Source organism: Arthrobacter sp. Z1-9 (assembly GCF_054792695.1).
On record NZ_CP096456.1, the window covers coordinates 2,944,675 to 2,961,691 of the forward strand.

At 62.2% G+C, this 17,017-nt stretch carries 16 protein-coding genes; 10 read left to right on the forward strand and 6 right to left on the reverse strand.

Annotated elements, in window-relative coordinates:
- Positions 1 to 42 precede the first annotated feature (42 nt).
- The 3 genes from M1D93_RS13585 to glmS form a co-directional block, all read right to left on the reverse strand.
- Positions 43 to 1,638, reverse strand: a complete 1,596-nt coding sequence (locus M1D93_RS13585; protein WP_461172036.1) for an NAD(P)H-hydrate epimerase — start codon at positions 1,636 to 1,638, stop codon at positions 43 to 45.
- 34 nt (positions 1,639 to 1,672) lie between these two features.
- Entirely contained in the window at positions 1,673 to 2,020 is a 348-nt protein-coding gene (locus M1D93_RS13590) for a holo-ACP synthase (RefSeq protein WP_461172037.1), read from the reverse strand.
- Positions 2,021 to 2,227: 207 nt separating this feature from the next.
- Entirely contained in the window at positions 2,228 to 4,114 is a 1,887-nt protein-coding gene (glmS, locus tag M1D93_RS13595; RefSeq protein ID WP_461172038.1) for a glutamine--fructose-6-phosphate transaminase (isomerizing), read from the reverse strand.
- Between the two features lie 134 nt (positions 4,115 to 4,248).
- Here glmS and coaA point away from each other — a divergent pair, with 134 nt between their 5' ends.
- The 6 genes from coaA (at position 4,249) to mscL (ending at position 11,198) form a co-directional block, all read left to right on the forward strand.
- Complete coding sequence (coaA, locus tag M1D93_RS13600) at positions 4,249 to 5,214, forward strand: type I pantothenate kinase (protein ID WP_461172039.1); 966 nt, start codon at positions 4,249 to 4,251, stop codon at positions 5,212 to 5,214.
- Positions 5,215 to 5,219: 5 nt separating this feature from the next.
- Entirely contained in the window at positions 5,220 to 6,101 is an 882-nt protein-coding gene (locus M1D93_RS13605; protein ID WP_461172040.1) for a M15 family metallopeptidase, read from the forward strand.
- A 115-nt stretch (positions 6,102 to 6,216) separates the two neighbouring features.
- Positions 6,217 to 7,296 (forward strand): hypothetical protein, encoded by a 1,080-nt coding sequence (locus M1D93_RS13610; RefSeq protein WP_461172041.1) that lies wholly within the window; start codon positions 6,217 to 6,219, stop codon positions 7,294 to 7,296.
- 85 nt (positions 7,297 to 7,381) lie between these two features.
- The gene (locus M1D93_RS13615; RefSeq protein WP_461172042.1) at positions 7,382 to 8,896 is read left to right on the forward strand and encodes a phenylacetate--CoA ligase family protein; all 1,515 of its coding nucleotides are present in this window, start codon (positions 7,382 to 7,384) and stop codon (positions 8,894 to 8,896) included.
- 69 nt (positions 8,897 to 8,965) lie between these two features.
- Complete coding sequence (locus tag M1D93_RS13620; RefSeq protein ID WP_461172043.1) at positions 8,966 to 10,738, forward strand: hypothetical protein; 1,773 nt, start codon at positions 8,966 to 8,968, stop codon at positions 10,736 to 10,738.
- Between the two features lie 55 nt (positions 10,739 to 10,793).
- Complete coding sequence (gene mscL / locus M1D93_RS13625) at positions 10,794 to 11,198, forward strand: large conductance mechanosensitive channel protein MscL (RefSeq protein ID WP_461175022.1); 405 nt, start codon at positions 10,794 to 10,796, stop codon at positions 11,196 to 11,198.
- A 64-nt stretch (positions 11,199 to 11,262) separates the two neighbouring features.
- On the opposite strand, the gene glmM is transcribed toward mscL, so the two are convergent.
- On the reverse strand, positions 11,263 to 12,624 hold the full coding sequence (gene glmM / locus M1D93_RS13630; protein WP_461172044.1) for a phosphoglucosamine mutase: 1,362 nt from the start codon (positions 12,622 to 12,624) through the stop codon (positions 11,263 to 11,265).
- A gap of 130 nt (positions 12,625 to 12,754) precedes the next feature.
- Here glmM and M1D93_RS13635 point away from each other — a divergent pair, with 130 nt between their 5' ends.
- The gene (locus M1D93_RS13635; RefSeq protein WP_461172045.1) at positions 12,755 to 13,282 is read left to right on the forward strand and encodes a hypothetical protein; all 528 of its coding nucleotides are present in this window, start codon (positions 12,755 to 12,757) and stop codon (positions 13,280 to 13,282) included.
- A gap of 684 nt (positions 13,283 to 13,966) precedes the next feature.
- Positions 13,967 to 14,404, forward strand: a complete 438-nt coding sequence (locus M1D93_RS13640) for a hypothetical protein (RefSeq protein WP_461172046.1) — start codon at positions 13,967 to 13,969, stop codon at positions 14,402 to 14,404.
- A gap of 106 nt (positions 14,405 to 14,510) precedes the next feature.
- Here the strand turns inward: M1D93_RS13640 and rpsI are convergent, their stop codons facing one another.
- Both rpsI and rplM read right to left on the reverse strand, forming a co-directional pair.
- The gene (gene rpsI, locus M1D93_RS13645) at positions 14,511 to 15,017 is read right to left on the reverse strand and encodes a 30S ribosomal protein S9 (RefSeq protein ID WP_050684362.1); all 507 of its coding nucleotides are present in this window, start codon (positions 15,015 to 15,017) and stop codon (positions 14,511 to 14,513) included.
- Positions 15,018 to 15,055: 38 nt separating this feature from the next.
- Positions 15,056 to 15,499, reverse strand: coding sequence for a 50S ribosomal protein L13 (gene rplM / locus M1D93_RS13650; RefSeq protein ID WP_015937805.1), 444 nt, complete (start codon positions 15,497 to 15,499; stop codon positions 15,056 to 15,058).
- 297 nt (positions 15,500 to 15,796) lie between these two features.
- On the opposite strand from rplM, the gene M1D93_RS13655 reads away from it, so the two are divergent.
- Together M1D93_RS13655 and M1D93_RS13660 are read left to right on the forward strand one after the other, a co-directional pair.
- Entirely contained in the window at positions 15,797 to 16,462 is a 666-nt protein-coding gene (locus tag M1D93_RS13655; RefSeq protein ID WP_461172047.1) for a prepilin peptidase, read from the forward strand.
- Positions 16,463 to 16,691: 229 nt separating this feature from the next.
- Positions 16,692 to 16,922, forward strand: a complete 231-nt coding sequence (locus M1D93_RS13660) for a Flp family type IVb pilin (RefSeq protein WP_461172048.1) — start codon at positions 16,692 to 16,694, stop codon at positions 16,920 to 16,922.
- The last annotated feature ends 95 nt before the right edge of the window (positions 16,923 to 17,017 follow it).

Below are 17,017 nucleotides of genomic sequence, written 5' to 3' on the forward strand. Positions count from 1 at the left end.
GCAGAAGGGCATGAGCCCCCTGCTGCCGGTGCGAACTAATGCCTACCGTAGCGGCTGGGTGTGACTATTACGTTTCCGGACCACAGCGTTACTAAGCGTGCTTACTTTACCCCAAACATGAGGTAGGGAGTCGGCGATTCCGCCCGCAGCGATCGGCCCGCCCAGGCACGCGTCCGACGCCGCCCTGCCGGCACGGCCATGCAGCGCCGCTCCCAGCGCGGCCATCACAGCCCACCGCCCCTCCTCTTCGATGCCCCACTGGCGGAAGCGTCCGACGTCGGGACCTGCCTGCGCGAGCAGCGCGCCGATGACGCCGGCCAGCACGTCACCGCTGCCGGCGGTGGCAAGCCAAGGCGTGCCGTCCGCCTGGCTGTACACCTCCCCGGAGGGGGCGGCCACCAGGGTGCTGGCGCCCTTGAGCAGGACAGTGGCACCGGTCAGCCTGGCCGCCTGACAGGCGGCGCCGAGCGTTCCGGCCTCCACTGCCGCGCGGTCCGCTTCGACCCCCAGCCGCTGCAAGAGCGCGGCAAGCTCGCCGGCGTGCGGGGTGAGTACTACGTTCGGGGCAAGGGCAGTGGGAAGAGCGGGCAACGCACCGGCGTCGGCCACCACGGGCAACCCGGACTCGACGGCGTCACGTGCGCGCTGCAGCTGTTCGTGGTCAACGGGTCCCATGCCGGAGCCCACCAGCCACGCCTGGACCCGGTTGTCGGCCACGGCGCCGGTACTGCAGACCACTTCGGGGCAGGATTGGCGGATCAGATCCCCGACCTCGGGCGGCCCGAGATAGCGCACCATGCCGACTCCGGCAGCAAGTGCGCCGCGGCATGCCAGGACGGCCGCGCCGGGATAATCAGCGGATCCTGCCACCACTCCCAGGACTCCCCGTGAGTACTTGTGGGCACGCCGGGCAGGGTTGGGAAGGAAGCCCGCGATGTCTGCATCAACAAGCCGGCGCAGTGGGGTGCCTTCAAAATTGTCCTCGATGCCGATCGGCACCACTTCCACCCTGCCGGCGTGATCGGCGCCGGGATCCACCAGCAGGCCGGCCTTGGCTGCTCCAAAGGTCACTGTGAGATCCGCGGACAGCACCGGTTCGGACACCACTCCGGTATCAGCATCAACGCCGCTGGGCAGGTCGCACGCCACCACAAAACCGGGGGCAAGGTGTCCGGTCCGGGCATCGGCGACGGCCTTGACCAGGGCCGCCGCACTCCCCCGCAGGCCGCCCTTTGCCCCGGTCCCCAGCACAGCATCGATGACGACGTCGGCACGCGCCGCTTCTGCGGCAAGATCAACAAGTGCCGCGTCCGTAAGATGGCGCAGGCGACCGCCGGCGCGCTCAAAAGCAGCAAGCGCGTGCGGATGTGCCGAATCGGCGGTGAGCACCGCCGTCGTCCGGATGCCCCGGGCGGCGAGGAAAGCGGCGGCGTAGAGCCCGTCCCCGCCGTTGTTGCCTTTGCCGGTGAGCACCACAACGCTGGAGCCGTAGATCCGGCGGCCGCGGGACCGGAGCTCCCTGATGATGGTGTTTGCCAGTCCGTGGGCTGCGCGCTGCATCAGGACGTCGCCCAGGCCGGCAGCCAGGAGGGGTTCCTCGGCCTGGCGGACCTGGGTTCCGGTGTAGGCGCTGATCACGTCGTCAGATGGGTGGGCGGGACGCTTGGCCGGTTCAGCCTTCGGCCAGGACCGTGGCCGTGGCAATGCCGCCGTCGTGGCTGATGGAGAGGTGCCAGCGCTTGACGCCCTTGGACTGGGCGACGGCAAGCACGGTGCCCTTGACCTGGACCGTGGGGCCGTTGTGGTCCAGGCCGATCCAGCAGTCCTGCCAGTTCATGCCGGCCGGCGCGCCGAGGACCTTGGCAACGGCTTCCTTCGCAGCAAACCGCGCAGCCAGCGAGCGGGTGTTCAGCTCCCGCTCAGCGGGGACGAACAGCCGGTCCCGGAGGCCGGGGGTGCGTTCAAGCTGGCGGCCGAACCGCTCGATGTCTACAACGTCTACGCCAATGCCAACAATCATGCGGCTTATTCTACGGTGACACTTCGGGGCTCCCGGCACGCAGCGCGCTCGACAGGAATGCGTGGTTTTTGGGCCGACAGCTTAATGGCTGCCCTGTATTTCCGGGGGCTCCTGCTGCTGAGGCCAGCAAAAGTCGCGCGAACAGGTTCCAAAAAAGCTGAAGCCCCGGGCTCTCTGCCCGGGGCTTCAGCTGTAGATCAGAACCAGTTACTCGACGGTGACGCTCTTGGCGAGGTTGCGGGGCTGGTCCACGTCGTAGCCCTTGGCAGCGGCCAGTTCCGCGGCGAAGATCTGCAGCGGGACGGTGGTCAGCAGCGGCATCAGCAGGGTGGGGGTTTCGGGGACGTAGAAGACAAACTCGGCATAGGCCTTTACAGCTTCGTCGCCTTCCTCGGCAATGACCAGGGTGCGGGCGCCGCGGGCGCGGACTTCCTGGATGTTGGAGACCACCTTGGCGTGCAGCGAATCGCGGCCGCGCGGGGACGGGACCACCACGAACACCGGCTGGCCGTCATCGATCAGGGCGATCGGGCCGTGCTTGAGTTCACCGGCGGCGAAGCCCTCGGCGTGGATGTACGCGATTTCCTTCAGCTTCAGCGCACCCTCGAGGGCCACCGGGTAGCCGACGTGCCGGCCCAGGAACAGCACCGAGCTTTCGTTGGCCATGCTCCGGGCGAGCTCGCGCAGCGGTCCTGCGCTGTCCAGGATTTTCTGGATCTTGGCCGGGATCTTGTTTAGGTCGGCGAGGACGTCCTTGATCTGGCCTGAGAAGATGTTCCCGCGCAGCTGCGCCAGGTACATCCCCAGCAGGTACGCCGCCGTGATCTGGGCCAGGAACGCCTTGGTGGAGGCCACCGCGATCTCCGGGCCGGCATGCGTGTACAGCACAGCGTCGGACTCGCGCGGGATGGTGGAGCCGTTGGTGTTGCAGATCGAGATGGTCTTCGCGCCCTGTTCCCGGGCGTACCGGACGGCCATCAGGGTGTCCATGGTTTCGCCGGACTGGCTGATGGACACCACCAGGGTGTTGGCGTCCAGGATCGGGTCGCGGTAGCGGAACTCGTGCGCCAGCTCAACCTCGGTGGGGATCCGGCACCAGTTCTCGATCGCGTACTTCGCCACGGTGCCGGCGTAGGCGGCGGTGCCGCAGGCCAGGACGATGATCTTGTTGACCTGCTTCAGCAGCTCCGGGTCGATCCGGAGCTCGTCCAGGGTCAGCTTGCCGTTGATGTCCGACCGGCCCAGCAGGGTCTGCGCCACGGCGTCGGGCTGGTCATGGATTTCCTTTTCCATGAATGAGCTGAAACCGCCCTTTTCCGCCGAGGCGGGGTCCCAGTCAACGTGGTATTCCTTGCCTTCGGCCGGGTTGCCGTAGAAGTCGGTGATTTCCACCGTGTCCGCGGTGATGGTGACGATCTGGTCCTGGCCCAGCTCCACGGCACGGCGGGTGTAGTCGATGAAGCCGGACACGTCCGAGCCCAGGAAGTTCTCGCCCTCACCCAGGCCCACCACCAGGGGTGAGTTGCGGCGTGCGGCGACGACGACGTCGGGCTGGTCCGCGTGGACCGCGAGCAGGGTGAAGGCGCCCTCGAGCCGCTGGCAGGCGAGCTCCATGGCGCGGGTCAGGCCGCCGTCGGAGGTATCCCCGCCCAGCTTGTTCCGGAAGATATCCCCCAGCAGCGCCGCGGCCACCTCGGTGTCCGTCTCGGACAGGAACGTCACGCCCTTGTCCAGCAGCTCAAGCTTCAGCTCGGCGAAGTTTTCAATGATGCCGTTGTGGATCACGGCGAGTTTGCCGTCATCGGCCAGGTGCGGGTGCGCGTTGCGGTCGGTCGGGCCGCCGTGGGTGGCCCAGCGGGTGTGGCCGATACCTGTGACGGTTTCCGGCAGCGGACGGGCCTCCAGCTCGGCAACCAGGTTGCTCAGCTTCCCGGACTTCTTCCGCGACTCGATCAAACCCTGGGACACCACGGCGACCCCTGCGGAGTCATAGCCCCGGTACTCCAGGCGGCGCAGTCCCTCAAGGACAACATCCAGCGCACTGTGACTTCCGCCGTTATCAGAACGGCCCACGTATCCTACGATTCCACACATAGGCTCAAGACTATCGGCAGGGGTGCCCTAGCTTTAAACCAAGGGCCGCCGGGAGCGGCTTCTGTTGCATGGTTCCCCGTGTAAGTGCGCGCCCGCATTTCGCTCTCAGCCGGGCTGGGGGCAGAATCTCTAAAGTGACTGTGCAACGCAATGACGCGAACGGCGAAGGTGTCTCCCCGTTCGTTGAGCTGGACCGGCAAACCTGGTCCCGGCTCGCAGATGAGATGGAACAGCCCCTTAACCAGGAGGATATTGTCCGTCTCCGCGGCCTTGGCGACCCGCTCGATATCAAGGAAGTGCGGGAAGTCTACCTTCCGCTCTCCAGGCTCCTCCACCTGTATGTTGAGGCCGCGGGCCAGCTTCACGCGGCCACCACCACCTTCCTGGGCGAGCAGACCCAGCGCACTCCGTTTGTGATCGGTGTGGCAGGCTCGGTGGCCGTCGGCAAGTCCACCATTGCCCGCGTGCTCCGCGAAATGCTGCGCCGCTGGCCGGGCACTCCCAACGTTGAACTCATCACCACCGACGGTTTCCTGTACCCGCTGGCAGAGCTGAAGCGGCGGCAGCTGCTGGAGCGCAAGGGCTTCCCGGAGTCCTACGACCGCCGCGCGCTGCTGCGGTTTGTGAGCGAAATCAAGAGCGGCGCCGAGGAAGTACGGGCGCCCTGGTACTCACATGTCACGTACGACATCGTTCCCGGCAAGGAAGTAGTGGTCCGCAGGCCCGACGTGCTGATCGTGGAAGGGCTTAACGTCCTGGCCCCGGCGCGGCCTAGGCATGACGGCCGGCAGGGCCTGGCGCTGAGTGATTTCTTTGACTTCTCCATCTATGTGGATGCCAAGACGTCCTACATCGAGGAGTGGTACGTGGACAGGTTCCGCAAGCTCCGCAGCACAGCGTTCGCGCAGCCGGAGTCCTACTTCCACCGGTACGCAGCACTGTCCGATGACGAGGCTGAGAGCACTGCCCGGGACATCTGGAAGCGCATCAATGAGCCGAACCTGGAGGAGAACGTCCTCCCCACACGCGGACGTGCGCAGCTGGTGCTCACCAAGGACGCCGACCATTCGATCCGCCGCATGCTCCTCCGGAAGGTTTAGCACAGGTGTGCTACGACTGCGCTCCTTCCGAAGCCTCCGGGCGGGCGGCGACCAGCCGGCGCAGCTTCGCCCGCTTCCTGGCAGCGGGGGCAGGACTTACTGTGTTGGCTGCCTGTACGCCTGAGGCACCCGGGGCGGCGGCGCCGTCGTCGGGTTCCCCTTCTGCTTTCCCCTCCCCCAGTCCGGTTACAGCGTCGGCAACCCCGACGGCGGAGGCCACGACGGCGGCTGCTCGACCTCCGGAGCCGTCCCCGACGCCGTCACCCTCCTCGGCCCTGCCGCGGCAGTTCTCCCTCAACGACCCCGCGAGCCCCTGGCTGGTGGTGAACAAGCACCGGCCGCTGGTTCCGGCGGACTATGTGCCGGCTGACCTTGTGACGCCCGCCGTCGCTATTTCCGCTTCCGGTGAGGCCTCGCTGCTCAATAGCACGACGGCGGCCGCGGCCGAAGCGATGTTTGCGGCGGCCGCGGGGGACGGTGTGGCGATGGTGCTGGCCAGCGGCTACCGCTCCTACGGCACCCAGATGACCACCTACAACGGCTACGTTGCCTCGCGCGGCCAAGCCGACGCCGACACGGCAAGTGCCCGGCCCGGATACTCGGAGCACCAGACGGGCTGGGCGTTCGACATCACCGACGGCGGGGGCGTGTGCGGCTTCCAGCCGTGCTTCGCGGACCAGCCGGCGGCCGTGTGGGCGAAGGCGAACGGACACCGGTTCGGGTTTGTAGTGCGCTACCCGTGGATGTTCCACCCGATCACGGGCTACTACTACGAGCCGTGGCACCTGAGGTATATCGGCGTGGACGCCGCGACCGACATGGCGAACCGCGGCATCAACACGTTGGAGGAGTACTTCGGCGTCGAGGCGGCGCCGGGGTATCTGTGACAGGGAATAGTCACTGTCCCGCCAGGTCAGTAAGCGCGCTGTTGTTTTCTCAAGTCTTGCGAAGGATTGGCGCACCTAGACGGTTATTGTTATCTGCGTCTCATAGATTGACCACATGGTTATGGATGCTGAAGCCCTTTGGCTCGATCTCGTTGAGGACGTTCGATGGTATCCCTCGCCCCATAACTCCCAGCCGATCAAGCTGAGGGCCATCAGCGAGACGGCGGCAGTTGTTTTTTACGACCTTGACCTTGGGTTGCCTGCCGAATCGTTCGGTATCCCTTTCGGCCATGTCTGCGCGGGCGTATTTTTAGAGTCATTGTCGGTTGTCGCCGCAGCCCGGGGCTACAGGACAATAGAATCCCTTGAACTTTCCGAAATGGATTTCGCTGCCGAAGACCGCTTGCATCTTATTGGCACAGTGCGGTTAGAACCCGCCCCCGGGAACGACGAGTTGCAGGCTACGGCTCAACGACGGCTGGCCGCGTTCCGGTCCAGACGGACTTCCCGCCGGCCCTACGACAGCAGGATCGTAGGCGATGAGCTACTGGATTCAGCCACTTCAATCGCGGCAGCGCAAGGTTTCGAATTCCGCTCAACAACTGATGCCCGCCTTGTTTCCTTACTCGTGCAAATTAATCAGAAGACCCTATTCTCGGACCTGCGCAATGATGCCGTCTACGCCGAGATCATGCACTGGTTGCGGTTCTCGAAGGATGAAGCGGCCGCACTGGCCGACGGTCTTAGTGCAGAAACTATGATCATGCCGGGTCGGGTGCTTCGTTTCGCAATGAGGCACCGTGGCTTGTGGTCATTCCCCTTGATCGGGGGCTTAATTAGAGCCATCTACTTACGGACGATGCGCGGGGTACGCCAACTCGGATGGTTGGAGGGCCAATTCGCCGAGCCAGTCGATTATCTGGAAGCCGGGCGCACGTTCATGCAAGTGTGGCTTTTCTTTTCCGAAAAGGGCGTGTGCCTTCATCCCTTCGGCACTGTCATTACCAACCCGGACTCTCACTCTGAATTCGTTCGGGCGGCAGGAATCCACGAAACCGAGGGCAGAATGGCCTGGATGCTCTTCCGGTTCGGCTACAGCGCCACTCCTCCAGCCGCGCACCGCCGTCCCGCCACCTCTACCCTGCTTAGTCCATCGCCCGGGTACACGTCACTACAGGAGCCACTCCGTGAATAAAAGGTTCATATTCGTATTCGTGTTTCTGATGGACAGGTTTGTTGGACTGTTCACCCCAAGAATTTCCACGCACCGGATACTGCTGATGCCGGGCATCGAACCCTTCCGGTGGACCGCCGGACGCTGGAGGGCATGGCGGACGTTTGAAATGGCAGCCAAACGCGTACCTGCCTATCGCGAGTTTCTCTCCGAACATGGGGTACCTGGAAAGCTCTCCCTCAGGGGCAAAACCCTTAAGCATGCCTTCGCCGCGCTTCCGGAGATGGACAAAGACAGCTATATCAAACGCTGGACCATTCCCGCCCGCAGCGTGGACGGCGTTCTTCCCCGCCACGGTGTCGTCGTCGACGAATCTTCCGGAAGCTCAGGCGTTCCCACCAGCTGGGTGCGTGGCCTCGACGAACGCCTTGCCACCCGGCAGCTGCTCCAGGTTGGCTTCTCGCGCACTGCGGAAACGCTCAAGAAGCAACCGTTCGTCCTCAATTGCTTCTCGCTCGGAGCGTGGGCGACCGGGATGAACGTCAGCACTTCGCTCACGGATGTCACAATGATCAAATCCATCGGGCCGGACCGCAACAAGGTAATCGCCACGATGCTCGAATTTGGAACGGACTACACATACATCATTCTGAGTTACCCGCCGTTCCTGAAGGCTTTGTTTGAGGATGACCGGATCGATTGGGAAGCTTTCGACGTCGTCGCGGCGTTCGGTGGTGAAGGCATCAGCGAGAATATGCGCGGGCACATCACGAAGTACGCCCACAGCGCCTTTGGCTCCTACGGCGCCTCCGACCTCGAAATCAACATAGCTATAGAAACTGACTACACAGTGGCGCTCCGTCAGGCCATCGCTTCCAACGCTGAGCTGTCCGCAAGGCTCACCAAGCAGGCAGAGTACGGTATGCTCCCGATGATTTTCCAGTTCAACCCGTACGACTACCTCATGGAAACGAACGGGGACGGAGAACTCGTCGTCACGATCGTACGGAAAGAGAACGTCAATCCGAGGATCCGTTACAACATCCATGACCGTGGGCACGTGCTGCGCGTCCGCGACCTTAACGCCGTGCTCAAAGAATTCGGGCTCGAACACATCATTCGTCAGCAGTTCCTCGATTTGCCCCTGCTTTTCCACTACGGCAGGAGCGACCTGTCCGTTGACTTCAACGGCGCGGTGGTAGCACCTGATGCCCTGCGGGACGTCCTCAGCAGCGACCGGAGCCTTCTCGCAGCTGTCGAGAACCACCGCCTCGTCAGTTTCGAAGACGAGCAAGGAAACCGGCAACTGCACATTGCGCTGCAGCTAACAGCAAAAGCGACCCACGAGCGCACCCTGGACCAGGCCGCGTACAGGAAGTACATCCTTGAGCAATTGAGATCAATGAATGGCGATTTCAACAACGCAATCCTCACATCGCCGGACAACAGCCTGCCCACGATTGCGTTCTACCCACTCCACACCGGCCCGTTCAAATCTGACGGCGCAAAGCTCAAAAATGAGTACGTTTGGCAGCTCGGTAGCTCAGCTCCTGAAGACTGGGCCTTGGACCTAAGCTTCCGAGCCCCTAAGAATCCCGCAGCCGGTGAAATGTGGGGTTGAGGTTAGGTCCTGCTAAATGGAAACTCCTAGCTCGCTGGAAATTCGCTTTACATTGGTCAGGTAGGGGACATGGAAGAAACTGATGCACAGGGCGACACCGACAGCATCATTGCGCGCATCAGCGATTTAGCGCGCAAAGACCAGACGCAGCGTCAGGACTTTGACGAAAAGCGGGTTCTCGCGCTGAACAAGGCGTTGGCCTTTTTGCGGGAGCTCAACCCGCGTACGCTTCAGGCGCTGGACAGGGAATTTGCCAGGTCCGACGGCATCGCAACGTCCGCTGTCTTCGGGATGGGTTTCAATGGCGGGCCCGGGGTAGCGCAGTTCATCAGAAGTTATTGTTCTCCTCCCAGCGGTCTTCCACTGGCTCCCCATTCAGCCGCGGCAGTGGACGCGAGGCTCATCGATGTGTTGCTGTTCCGTGACATTCTGCTGGCACACGGTGAAACCATGTTTTTCCAATGCCTCACCCGGGTGAAGGGCATCCTGGGTTTCGGCCCGGACGACAGCCTGGCACGGGAAGGCGCTGGCAAGTACGGTGCGCGTGGAGTCGTTCTGCTGCTGAACACTGCTCATTCGCTGGCAAAGCTTCAACTCCAGAAAACGTCGGCCCACGTTACGGCCAGCATGGGTTACTCGGGCATTGATGCCTGGGCAGACGCCAAAGACGACTGCCATTTTATGACTGCGGAGTTTGCAAAGTGGATCCTTCAGCGGGGGCCCAGTCCGAGGGACATTGCCGGGCTGATTACCAAGGGCCGCTTGGACAGATTCGGCATCTCTCCATCGGACGTGGAACCGGAGCTGCTGCTGGCGGAACTATCCAAGGTTGACACGGATGCCGGGGCATCCGCCCTGGCCAGTTGGATCGGCCTCCCGCAGAGTTCGGTGCGGGCCGACCGCCGGAGCAGCCTTGCAGATCTAAGCGACCGCGGAGAGCGGAGCTTCGATGTTCAAGGCGTAGCCGGTGTGAAGACGGCGGGCGACGCCTTTGAGGCACACATCTGGCGGCGTCAGTCCAAGCTACGGGCGCGGCAGTTGAAGAGTTTGTGCTGGCTTATGGGCTCGTTCGGTGTCCCGGCCTTCGCCCTGTGGCTCTCTTGGCCTATGGTTCAGCAGCTGCTGGCGAAATCTTCCCTTGATGCCTCGACAGGCGCATTCACATTCCTCTTGGTAGAACTCCTCGGCGGTACCCTTCTCGCCATGGGGGCGGTGTCCTTGATCGACATGCGTACCAGCGGGTTCTTCGCGCTGGCGCGCGCGATGAGCAGAATGACGGTGTTGCAGGGCAAACGTACGCCGGAGTTTCTTGCCGCTCTTCGTAAACTTCGTCCGGGCCTGTTTGAAGCCGGACGCTCCGGTGGTGTGCCCAGGTATTTCTCTATGTGTTTCACCAAGGAGGGGGCTCTCCTGGTTTCTGGCGGCCGGGTGCCGGATATTGCCGCTGCCTTCCCTTGGGATTCGATTCGTGCCATAGATCCAGAAGGTGCACCTAAGGCGGGAATGAAGAACAGTGACACCAGCCAAGGGGTCGTGCTGCGGGTTGACCATCAAGGCGATGAGGTAAGACTTGCGTTCCCGCTCGAACGGGCAAAGGTGGCCTGGACAACGCGAAGGTATCTTGAAAAAAAGCCGATTGAGGGCGCCGTGGGGATAATTCAAGGATTGCGGTCGCTTAGCCTAGCGGGGGTTGGCTTGTCTTTCAGTGACTGGTCGTGGCAGCCGGCGCAGCATGCGGCCGAGCAGCTAGGTATTCGTCGCGGGCAGGTTTATCGGGGTCTGGCAGCCGCGGCACTTATCTGTCTTGCGGGGCCGTTGGTCCTGGTCTTGTTCCTGCGGTAGGTCATAGCGCACGCGTGTCATGGGCACTTGTCGCCTTTACGTTAGCGTGGTTGTCATGCTGACTGGATTCAAGAATTTCATCATGAAGGGCAATGTCGTTGACCTTGCCGTGGCCGTCGTTATTGGTACCGCCTTTGGTGCTGTGGTGACGTCACTTGTGAACAAGGTGCTTATGCCTTTCATTGCCGGGCTGACGGGTTCGCCGAACTTCGACAGCTTCGCAAGGGTGAACTTCAACGGCAATTTCATCGAGTTCGGCGTGCTGCTGACTGCAATCGTGAATTTCCTGCTGATCTCCGCGGCCATCTATTTCGTTGTTGTGATGCCGATGAACCTGATGATTGAGCGCCGCAACCGCCGGCTCGGAATCGGCCAGGACGTGAAGAAGGAGTCCGCCGAGGATCCGCAGATCGCGCTGCTCACAGAGATCCGTGACGCGCTGAAAAGCCGCACGCCCTGACATTTTGAGAAAACGCCAGTGGCCCGCCTCCTGTTGGAGGCGGGCCACTTCGGTGTTGAGGGACCTATTCGGAGATGAGTTCCAAAGCGAGTTCTGCCCTGACCACCTGCGCAAGGTGTTCGGCGGTGAACTGGGCGGTCTCTTCGTCGGCAGCTTCTACCATCACGCGCACCACGGGCTCAGTGCCGGAGGGACGGAGCAGGACGCGGCCGGTGTCCCCGAGTGCGGCTTCAGCTGCCGCCACGGCCTGGGCCAGCACCTCGTTATTGCCGACGCGGTTGCGGTCCACGCCCTTGACGTTGATGAGTACCTGAGGAAGCTTGGTCATCACCGTGGCGAGTTCTTTGAGCGGCTTTCCGGTCAGGGCAATTTGGGCTGCAAGCTGCAGTCCGGTGAGCACGCCGTCGCCCGTGGTGGCGTGGTCGGCGAAAATTACGTGGCCCGACTGTTCGCCACCCAGGTTGTAACCGCCGTCGCGCATTTCCTCCAGGACGTAGCGGTCGCCCACCGAGGTTTCGCGGATGCTGATGCCCGCTTTGCGGAGGGCGATCTTCAGGCCAAGGTTGCTCATGACGGTGGCCACCAGAACGTCGTCCTTGAGCTTGCCTGATGCCTTCAGCGCAACGGCAAGGATTGCCATGATCTGATCGCCATCCACTTCGTTGCCCTCGTGGTCCACGGCGAGGCAGCGGTCTGCATCACCGTCGTGGGCAATTCCCAGGTTGGCGCCGTACTTGACGACGGCCTCCTTGAGGGGATCCAGGTGAGTCGAACCGACGCCGTCATTGATGTTGTGGCCGTCCGGGTCGGCGCCGATAACAATAACGTTGGCGCCGGCGTCCTTGAATACCTGGGGTGAGCAGCCGCTGGCGGCCCCGTGGGCGCAGTCCAAGACAACGGTGAGGCCCTCCAGCCGGTGGGGCAGGGTCTGGAGGAGGTGGACGATGTAGCGGTCCTCGGCGTCCGAGAAGCGCTGAATGCGTCCGACATCCGCGCCGACCGGGCGTACTGCTTCCTTGGTCATCTGCGCCTCGATGGCGTCCTCCACCTCGTCGGGGAGCTTCTGGCCGCCGCGGGCGAAGAACTTGATGCCGTTGTCGGGCGCAGGGTTGTGGGAGGCCGAGATCATGACGCCGAAGTCAGCGTCCAGGTCCGCCACGAGATAGGCCGCCGCGGGAGTGGGGAGGACGCCGGCGTCGTAAACGTCAACCCCGGAGCTGGAGAGCCCAGCCTCCACCGCGGCGGCAATGAATTCACCGCTTGCCCGCGGGTCGCGGGCTACAACGGCGCGCGGCCGGGACCCGTTGGATTTGCGGTCATGGCCGAGTACGACGGCGGCCGCCTGGGCCAGCTGCATAGCGAGCTCCGCAGTCAACAGACCGTTCGCCAGTCCACGGACACCATCAGTTCCAAATAATCTAGACACCGGTCAAGTCTAGAGGATGGGGATGGTTGGGCTTGAAATGGCTGGCCAGGCGTCCTTACTTAGGCGTTCGAACCGCCCGTATTCTGGACCACTGGATGATCACGGCACCAGCTTATGTTAGGCATAGGCCGTGAAGTCTTACGAGAAGATGAGGAAGCAGGAAGCTGCCGCGGCGCTGCAGGAGTTTCTCGATGAGCGGCCGCACGCGCTGGAGCATCTGACCCGATATCTAACCGAATATGCCGACGGTACTGTCCACCTCGACGAGACAGTAGAAAGCCTTACCCCCCTCTGGCGCTGGGTGAAATCCGTGCTCACGGAACTGACGGTGGAATCTCCCGAACCAGAGGCCTCCACCAGCCCCACATGGCTTCGGTACGGTATCGGCACAGAACCGATCCTGTCGCCCAAGTCAATTGAAATCATCGACGGGGTCATTTCCTACCTGTGCCGGGTGGTGGAGCAAGGCGCCCCAAAGCCCGGTGGCGGGTTGGATACAACCGCATCAAGTCGTACATGTGGCAGAACCACCCGGTGCTGGCACTCGATAACGTGGAAGTACCACTCGCTGCCCTTGTTCCAGGCATTGCCCGAGGACAAGCCAGCGGGGAGCGCCCATCAGATGACGACAAGCTCACTCGCACAGCTGCGGCGGTAGTCCAGCGGTTAAATGGTACTTACGAGGAGACAGTCGCTGAGGATGAGCCGCTTATCGAGGTTGAGGACCTGGGCGAAGACGCACTTCGCGGGCGAGAGCTTGAGGTGTCTTTGCGGGAGGACATTGCCCACGAGTACTCCCGTGTAGTGGACCGTATGGTCAAGGACCTGGCAAAACAGAACGGCATCACGCGCGCCTTTCGCGAAGACCGTGAAGTGCTCCTCGTTGCTACATCAAGCTGGGACACGGGCCAATTACACGGATGGGTCACCGGATACCTTAAGGACAAAGTCAGTGACTAATTATTGGAGCCTGAGTGACCCGATGCCGCAGCGGCCCTGCAGGAATTTCTTGATGAACGTGGCCCAGCCTTGGAGCAGCTTCACGAGGCGATTCGGGCTGACGGCCAGGATCCCCTTGCCACTCTGGATTACACAGTGAAGAGTCTTCGTCCATTGTGCGCTTGGGTGAAGGAGATGGTGACTGAGTCCGAGACGGCAGAGATTGAAGTGGTGACGGACCAACCGCCGTCATGGTTTCGCTACTGCGTGGGTAACAAAACCAACCCTGTCCAGGGAGGCGGTCGTAATCGTCGACGGCCTCATTTCCTACGTCTGCCGTGTTGTTGAACGCGGCGCCCCGAATGCTCAGTGGCGCGTTGGGCACAAGCCCATCAAGTCTTGGGTGTGGGAGAACCACCCCGTGCTCACCGTGGGTGACGACGGGTGGGCGCTAGGTGAGCTGGTGCAACGTTCCGCCCAACCCATCGGCGGACGTATCCGGTTAGAGGACCATATGCTGGCGCTCCAGGTCCAGGCGTACATCGACTATCTAACCCGGGCCGACCGTGCCGCCGGCGAAGACGAACCGCTGGTTGAAGTCGAGGACCTCGGCGACGACCCGCTTCGGGGCCGCGAGCTCGAAGTGGCTTTAAGGGAGGACATCGCCCATAAGCACTCCAGAGTGGTGGACCGTATGGCCAGGAACCTGGCGAAGGAAAACGGCATCATCCGTGTAATCCGCGAAGACCGCGAAGTTCTCCTCGTTGCGACATCCAGCTGGGACAGTGAGCAGCTAGAGGAATGGGTCATCCGCCATCTGACGATGAAAATTCGTGACTAGAACGCCTGCCGCTAGAGGTCGATAACTTCATTGAGCCAGCTCAAACCGAGTTAACGGCAGAAGCCCGCCCCGCCAAATGGCGGGACGGGCTTCCGTGCAAGCGGATTTAGCGCTTGGAGTACTGCTGAGCCTTACGGGCCTTCTTGAGACCGGCCTTCTTACGCTCGATGACGCGGGCGTCGCGAGACAGGTAGCCGGCCTTCTTCAGCGTGGCGCGGTTGTTCTCGACGTCGATCTCGTTCAGTGAACGGGCGATGCCGAGGCGCAGCGCGCCGGCCTGGCCGGAGATGCCGCCGCCGTGGATGCGGGCGATGACGTCGTAGGCACCTTCGAGATCAAGGATCTTGAAGGGCTCGTTGACGTCCTGCTGGTGCAGCTTGTTCGGGAAGTAGTTGTCCAACGCGCGACCGTTGATGGTCCACTTGCCAGAGCCGGGAACAACGCGGACGCGTGCAACAGCCTCCTTGCGACGGCCAACAGCTGCGCCGGCAACGGTCAGGGCCGGGCGCTCCTTCTTCGGCGCAGCGGCGTCAGCAGCTGAGCTTTCAGAGGTGTAGCTGGTCAGGGTTTCCTCAGCCTCAACGGCTTCGGTGGTCTCTTCGTTCTGAGCCACGATTCTCCTTGTATAGATAAGTTGTTTGGTGGCCAGGACTACTGGGCGACCTGGGTGATTTCGAAAGTCTTGGGCTGCTGGGCGGCGTGGGGGTGCTCAGCACCGCGGTACACCTTCAGCTTGCCCAGCTGCTGGGCAGCGAGGGAGTTCTTGGGGAGCATGCCCTTGATGGCCTTCTCAACGGCGCGGACCGGGTTGGATTCCAGCAGTTCCGCGTAGTTGACGGAGGTCAGGCCGCCCGGGTAGCCGGAGTGGCGGTAAGCGCGCTTCTGCTCCAGCTTGGCGCCGGTGAGGGCAACCTTTTCAGCGTTGATGATGATGACGAAGTCGCCCATGTCCATGTGGGATGCAAAGGTGGCCTTGTGCTTGCCGCGCAGCAGGATTGCGGTCTGGCTCGCGAGACGACCAAGGACAACGTCTGTGGCGTCAATGACGTGCCACTGGCGGTTGATATCGCCGGGCTTCGGGGTGTACGTACGCACGGTGTTTGCCTCGTTCTTATTCTGGCGTTCTTGTTTAGGAGCCACTCAGGGGTGGGCACCTACTATCTGCGCGCTACCGGAACAGAGGTGAGGGCTCTATGTAACCAGTCATCCTGTGGTTCCGAATGTGCACGTTGAGGAGTCATCCTGCAACCGGATTCTCAGCGGGCACGCACCATCGGAATAGGACACGCACAACGACTACCAAGATTAGCGCGTTAAGGGGTTCAGGGTCAAAATGGGGTAGCCGGACGATGCCTCAGTTCCAGCCGGCCTGACGCGAGTGGGGGGGTTGCAGTGGCTTTTTGGGGCAGCGATGGCTTTGCCGGCTGGTTCTTCGTCCTTGGCGCGGGCCTGGTTGGGTATGTCCTCTCCCCCATCACCGAATTGCTGATCGCCTGGCGGCTTCCTCGCCTGGGCGGGCTTCCCTCAACCAGGACCAGAATTACGACGGCGGTTGTCACCGGCGCGCTCTGCGCCGCCTTGGCTTTGCGGATCGGGATGGACTGGTCCCTCCCGGCTTTCTTAGCCCTTGCGGTGCTTGCTGTGCAGCTGGCACGCGTCGACCTCGCCGACCACCTGTTGCCCAATCCACTCGTACTGGCCCTGCTCATCGCGGGCCTGGCGCTGTTTGTGGTCGGAAGTTCGGCCGCTGCGGCCTGGTCCGATCTACTGCGGGGGGCCGCCGGAGCCGTCCTCCTCTTCCTTGTCTATCTGGTCTTGGCTGTCATTTCGCCGAGCGGAATCGGAATGGGTGATGTCAAGCTCGCGGCGCCCACTGGCCTTTACCTTGGCTATCTGGGCTGGGGTGAGTTGTTTTACGGTGGTGCGCTTGGGTTCGTGCTTGGCGGCCTTGCCTCCCTCATTCTGGTGGCAGCAAAGGGAGCCCGAAAGAATGCCGAGGTCGCTTTTGGTCCCTCGATGCTGGCTGCCCTCTTGGGCACCATCTTCGTAGCATCCTAGTGGTCGCTGACGGCGGCATCTTGCTCCATTCGGTAAAAGTCCTCATGCATTCGGAACCTTGGGATTTATGAGTAACAAGATTTGCGCAAGGCAAGCGCAGGAATTCCACAGCTTACGAAAGCTTCACGCAGGAAGTGGTCAACTCCCTACCGCGAGCGTAAATCGCCCTGCATCCTATTTACAGAGCTGGTGATGGGCCAGCTTTCACTCACTCGCTCAGGAGTTTCCAATGCTTACGTTTTTCTCTAACACCGCTGCCCGCCTCCGCCGCGAAGAAAAAGGCGCCACCGCCGTAGAATACGGCATCATGGTCGCCTTGATCGCGGTCATCATCATCGCGGCAGTCACCTTCCTTGGCAATGGTATGAAAGATGTCTTTACCCAGGTCCAGTGCTCCGTCAACGGCGGCGTCTTCACAGCGGCTACCTCGACCCCGGGCACGGCTACCTGCGTTAACTAGGCGGACAGTCGACCGGGCTGAAATCCAGTCTAGCTCGAACGCTGACCTTGAAGTGGTGGCGGCTAACTGGCCGCCACCACTTCGTTTGATAGTCA

Coding starts and splice junctions, on each gene's coding strand:
- M1D93_RS13590 (WP_461172037.1), bottom strand. CDS start 2,020: ATGATTGTTGGCATTGGCGTAGACGTTGTAGACATCGAGCGGTTCGGC.
- glmS (WP_461172038.1), bottom strand. CDS start 4,114: ATGTGTGGAATCGTAGGATACGTGGGCCGTTCTGATAACGGCGGAAGT.
- M1D93_RS13610 (WP_461172041.1), top strand. CDS start 6,217: ATGGTTATGGATGCTGAAGCCCTTTGGCTCGATCTCGTTGAGGACGTT.
- M1D93_RS13615 (WP_461172042.1), top strand. CDS start 7,382: ATGCCGGGCATCGAACCCTTCCGGTGGACCGCCGGACGCTGGAGGGCA.
- M1D93_RS13620 (WP_461172043.1), top strand. CDS start 8,966: ATGGAAGAAACTGATGCACAGGGCGACACCGACAGCATCATTGCGCGC.
- mscL (WP_461175022.1), top strand. CDS start 10,794: ATGCTGACTGGATTCAAGAATTTCATCATGAAGGGCAATGTCGTTGAC.
- M1D93_RS13660 (WP_461172048.1), top strand. CDS start 16,692: ATGCTTACGTTTTTCTCTAACACCGCTGCCCGCCTCCGCCGCGAAGAA.